General features: G+C 67.2%; 6 protein-coding genes and 1 tRNA gene. 4 read left to right on the top strand and 3 right to left on the bottom strand.

Annotated elements, in window-relative coordinates:
- Window positions 1-590: alkaline phosphatase PhoX (locus ACOADB_RS25165; RefSeq protein ID WP_378605346.1), on the bottom strand; the 590-nt coding region annotated here is incomplete at its 3' end.
- A 151-nt stretch (window positions 591-741) separates the two neighbouring features.
- Between ACOADB_RS25165 and ACOADB_RS25160 the strand changes: the two genes are divergently transcribed.
- The 3 genes from ACOADB_RS25160 to ACOADB_RS25150 all read left to right on the top strand — a co-directional run bounded on the left by ACOADB_RS25160 (window position 742) and on the right by ACOADB_RS25150 (window position 1,632).
- Entirely contained in the window at window positions 742-1,152 is a 411-nt protein-coding gene (locus ACOADB_RS25160; protein WP_378605343.1) for a hypothetical protein, read from the top strand.
- Between the two features lie 77 nt (window positions 1,153-1,229).
- On the top strand, window positions 1,230-1,427 hold the full coding sequence (locus ACOADB_RS25155; RefSeq protein ID WP_378605340.1) for a hypothetical protein: 198 nt from the start codon (window positions 1,230-1,232) through the stop codon (window positions 1,425-1,427).
- 7 nt (window positions 1,428-1,434) lie between these two features.
- Window positions 1,435-1,632 (top strand): hypothetical protein, encoded by a 198-nt coding sequence (locus ACOADB_RS25150; protein ID WP_378605337.1) that lies wholly within the window; start codon window positions 1,435-1,437, stop codon window positions 1,630-1,632.
- Between the two features lie 54 nt (window positions 1,633-1,686).
- Here ACOADB_RS25150 and ACOADB_RS25145 read toward each other — a convergent pair.
- Together ACOADB_RS25145 and orn are read right to left on the bottom strand one after the other, a co-directional pair.
- A tRNA-His gene (locus tag ACOADB_RS25145) sits at window positions 1,687-1,762 on the bottom strand.
- A 62-nt stretch (window positions 1,763-1,824) separates the two neighbouring features.
- Complete coding sequence (gene orn, locus ACOADB_RS25140; RefSeq protein ID WP_378605334.1) at window positions 1,825-2,460, bottom strand: oligoribonuclease; 636 nt, start codon at window positions 2,458-2,460, stop codon at window positions 1,825-1,827.
- Between the two features lie 67 nt (window positions 2,461-2,527).
- Here orn and ACOADB_RS25135 point away from each other — a divergent pair.
- A partial coding sequence (locus ACOADB_RS25135; protein ID WP_378605331.1) for a MauE/DoxX family redox-associated membrane protein occupies window positions 2,528-2,957 on the top strand: 430 nt, incomplete at its 3' end.

Below are 2,957 nucleotides of genomic sequence, written 5' to 3'. Positions count from 1 at the left end.
GGCACCTCGAAGACGTAGCCGTGCGGCTTCGTCAACGTGATGTTCGAGGCGCCGGTGAAGTCCGGACCGACGTCCGGTCCGTTCACCGTCTCCTCGCAGGTCAGCCAGGCGCCCCACGGCATGATCCCGCCCGAGCAGTTCATCTGCGTTCCGGCCAGGCTGGCGTACGACGCGACGACGTTGCCCTGGTGGTCGACGTCGATCGTGGTGGTTCCGCCGCCCGTCATCGGGTCGTACACGGGTGCAGCGGAGCTGAATGCGGGAACGGGGCCGTTGATCTCGTGGTTCCGGATCAGCGTCACCCGCCCGCCCGTGCCCGGAAAGGCGCCCATGCCGTCGTGGCGTCCCGGGAGCACGGTGCCGTCGGTCAGGACCACCTGTGTGGTCGTGTCGTGGAAGGACCGGTAGCTGAAGCCCGGCGGGAGATGGAGGCGCACGACCCCGTCGCGCTGGTCGGTCACCGGCAGCAGCGGGTACTTGGGCTTGGTCGGCTTGGCGGCCCCGGCCGGGCCGGCCACGAGGCCGGCGAACGGCCCTGCGATCGAGACGGCGGCAGCGGACCTGAGCAGGCTTCGGCGTTCCATCGGCATGGCGAACTCCTCGGGAGGCGACCTTGCGACTGTAAGCACGGTGAATCCGGAATTGCCATAGCATTTTCTGCCCCTTGTGCCGGTCGGCGCACGGTGCGGGAAGCCTTGCTCGAACACGTTTCAGGCCGGCATCGGGAGGTACCGTCCCGACATGGCAATTCGCGACAAGATCGCCTCGAAGGCGCAGCAGCACCTCCAGCCCGGTGAGCAGATCCAGGGGGTGCTGTTCGCTCAGACAGCCAGTCAGTACCTGATTCTGATCGGCTGGATCCCGTTCCTGATCATGAACAAGTACCGCACGATCATCGCGACCGATCGTCGGATCCTCGTCTTCCACTCCGGTGTGATGACCACGACCAACTCCAAGGAACTGGTGGCCGAGCTGCCCCGCACCTTCCGGCTGGGGCCGTGGACGGGCAACGTCTGGCACCGGCACCAGATCGGCAACGAGAACCTGCGCATCCACCGCCGCTTCAAGAAGGACATCGAGGAGATCGACGGCGTCTCCGGCCAGGCGCAGGCGCCGGGTTTCCCGCCGCCACCTCCCGCGCCCCGGGCGTAGAGCGCTGACGAGGTCGTTCCCCGACAGGGCGACGATCGCGGCGTACGCTGGCGGTCCACTCGGAACAAGGGGCACCCATGAACTGGTTCACCTACCTGCTGATCGCGTTGGCCGTCGTCACCGTCGTTGTTGTCGGACTCGAGGTGGTCCGCCCGCGGCGCGCCAAGAAGAACCTCAGCACCAACCAGCGGGAGATCGAGCAGGGCGACGCGTTTCTTCGTGGCGGCAACGAGTTGAACAACCGCATGGGCCACGACGGCGGCGGTCCGTTGTGAGCCGGCCATGAACTGGTTCACCTACGCCCTCATCGCCCTGGGCGTGCTCACGGTCGGCTACCTGGTCGTTGAGGCGCGGCGACCGAACCGCAAGCGGCTGGACTTCAGCGTGCGGCGGAGTCACGAGGCCGACGTGGCGCACTTCCGTGGCCCCGACGCCGGAGGCCCGGGGAACGACGCCACGGGCGGCGGTCCGTCGCACTGACGCAGAGCCTGAAAAGCAGCTCAGCCGGACTCCGAGGAGTCCGGCTGAGCTGTTTGGGGTGAGTAACGGGACTTGAACCCGCGACATCCGCCACCACAAGGCGGCGCTCTACCAGCTGAGCTATACCCACCATGCTCACTCGACCTTGCGGTCAGTCAGGCGGGGATGAGTTTAGACGCATCCCGTCCGGAACTAGGAATTGGTGCCCTTTTCGGACGTCCCGAGTCCGGTCAGCGAGCCGCCGTACCGGGCTGCGACCTCCTTGGCAGCGGCCGCGTCGGGGCCGGGCAGCGGCACGAAGACCGTGTCGCGGTAGTACCGCAGCTCCTCGATGCTCTCCTGGATGTCGGCGAGCGCACGGTGGTTGCCGCGCTTCGTGGGCGCGTTGAAGTAAGCCTTCGGGAACCACCGCTTCGAGAGCTCCTTGATCGAGGAGACGTCGACGATCCGGTAGTGCAGGAACGCGTCGAGCTCGGCCATGTCGCGGACCACGAAGCCACGGTCGGTGGCGACCGAGTTGCCAGCGAGGGCCGGGCGGCTGTCGGGCGTGCAGTGCTCGCGCAGGTACGCCATCACCTGCTCCTCGGCCTCGCGCAGCGTCACGCCGTTCTCGAGCTCGTTCAGCAGGCCGGACGTCTCGTGCATGTTGCGCACGAACTCGATCATCTGGTCCAGCGCCTCGGCCGGAGGCTTGATGATGACGTCGACGCCCTCCCCGAGCACGTTGAGGTCGAAGTCGGTCACCAGGGCAGCTATCTCGATCATCGCGTCGTTGACGAGGTCGAGCCCCGTCATTTCACAGTCGATCCAGACCAGTCGTTCGTTCACGAGGGTGCACCCTACGCCGTACCTCTTTCTCAGGACTCGCTCAGCGGGTGCCACTAACCTCGGGGCCGTGAACCGAACACTGCCCTGGGTGGGTCTGCTCGCCCGGCTGGTGACCGGTGGCGTGTGGATCGTGGCGGGTGGTCTGAAGATCACCGAGCCGGAGGCGAGCATCGCGGCGGTGCGCGCCTACCAGCTGCTGCCGTCGTCGGTCGCCGAGGTCGTCGGCATCGCCCTGCCCGCGGTGGAGCTGGTCATCGGCCTCGCGCTGGTGGCCGGTGTCCTGACCAGGGGCGCCGCGATCCTCTCGGCGTTGCTGTTCGTCGCGTTCATCATCGGCATCGCGTCCGTCTGGGCGCGGGGGATCGAGATCGACTGCGGCTGCTTCGGCGGCGGCGGTTCGAAGGCGGGCGCCACCTCGGACTATCCGTGGGAGATCGCCCGCGACGGTGCCCTGCTGATCGCTTCACTCTTCATCGCGTCGGTACGACGAACCCGAC

The organism is Nocardioides sp. CPCC 206348 (assembly GCF_048654705.1).
Classification (GTDB): domain Bacteria; phylum Actinomycetota; class Actinomycetes; order Propionibacteriales; family Nocardioidaceae; genus Nocardioides.
Note: the sequence above shows the minus strand (reverse complement) of the source record. Positions and strands in the feature narration are given on the sequence as shown.